The 1,531-nt window shown below is 54.7% G+C and carries 1 protein-coding gene and 1 rRNA gene; one reads left to right on the top strand and one right to left on the bottom strand.

Annotated features, from left to right (window positions below; translation table 11 throughout):
• On the bottom strand, positions 1-189 hold a 189-nt coding region (locus AC1DIM_RS19725; protein WP_477712168.1), incomplete at its 3' end, for a hypothetical protein.
• 63 nt (positions 190-252) lie between these two features.
• Here AC1DIM_RS19725 and AC1DIM_RS19720 point away from each other — a divergent pair.
• Positions 253-1,531: ribosomal RNA gene (locus tag AC1DIM_RS19720) — 16S ribosomal RNA — on the top strand; the annotation flags it as partial.

Here is a 1,531-nt window from a genome sequence, read left to right as displayed (position 1 = left end):
GGTAAGTTTGAAAAGTTGCTCCGGAGCGATCCACGGCTGTTTAGTGCTGGTGGTGGTGCCGGGTGTGTCTGTTGTTTGAGAACTCAATAGTGTGCCAAGTTTGTTGATACCAATTGTTTTATTGATTGGTTGAATTGACTGGATCGTGCCGCCCCTGTGGTGTGGTCTGGTTTTTACAGCTGGTTTCAAATTTTGCAGCCTTCKTTTCCCGTTATTTCCGGGGGTGTTGGTTGTGTTCGTTTTTGTTTTACTTCAACGGAGAGTTTGATCCTGGCTCAGGATGAACGCTGGCGGCGTGCTTAACACATGCAAGTCGAACGATGATCCCAGCTTGCTGGGGGATTAGTGGCGAACGGGTGAGTAACACGTGAGTAACCTGCCCTTGACTCTGGGATAAGCCTGGGAAACTGGGTCTAATACCGGATATGACTCCTCATCGCATGGTGGGGGGTGGAAAGCTTTTTTGTGGTTTTGGATGGACTCGCGGCCTATCAGCTTGTTGGTGAGGTAATGGCTTACCAAGGCGACGACGGGTAGCCGGCCTGAGAGGGTGACCGGCCACACTGGGACTGAGACACGGCCCAGACTCCTACGGGAGGCAGCAGTGGGGAATATTGCACAATGGGCGAAAGCCTGATGCAGCGACGCCGCGTGAGGGATGACGGCCTTCGGGTTGTAAACCTCTTTCAGTAGGGAAGAAGCGAAAGTGACGGTACCTGCAGAAGAAGCGCCGGCTAACTACGTGCCAGCAGCCGCGGTAATACGTAGGGCGCAAGCGTTATCCGGAATTATTGGGCGTAAAGAGCTCGTAGGCGGTTTGTCGCGTCTGCYGTGAAAGTCCGGGGCTCAACTCCGGATCTGCGGTGGGTACGGGCAGACTAGAGTGATGTAGGGGAGACTGGAATTCCTGGTGTAGCGGTGAAATGCGCAGATATCAGGAGGAACACCGATGGCGAAGGCAGGTCTCTGGGCATTAACTGACGCTGAGGAGCGAAAGCATGGGGAGCGAACAGGATTAGATACCCTGGTAGTCCATGCCGTAAACGTTGGGCACTAGGTGTGGGGGACATTCCACGTTTTCCGCGCCGTAGCTAACGCATTAAGTGCCCCGCCTGGGGAGTACGGCCGCAAGGCTAAAACTCAAAGGAATTGACGGGGGCCCGCACAAGCGGCGGAGCATGCGGATTAATTCGATGCAACGCGAAGAACCTTACCAAGGCTTGACATGGACTGGAAATACCTGGAAACAGGTGCCCCGCTTGCGGTCGGTTCACAGGTGGTGCATGGTTGTCGTCAGCTCGTGTCGTGAGATGTTGGGTTAAGTCCCGCAACGAGCGCAACCCTCGTTCTATGTTGCCAGCGCGTTATGGCGGGGACTCATAGGAGACTGCCGGGGTCAACTCGGAGGAAGGTGGGGACGACGTCAAATCATCATGCCCCTTATGTCTTGGGCTTCACGCATGCTACAATGGCCGGTACAAAGGGTTGCGATACTGTGAGGTGGAGCTAATCCCAAAAAGCCGGTCTCAGT

This window comes from Pseudarthrobacter sp. 01T43 (assembly GCF_056398665.1).
Note: the sequence above shows the minus strand (reverse complement) of the source record. Positions and strands in the feature narration are given on the sequence as shown.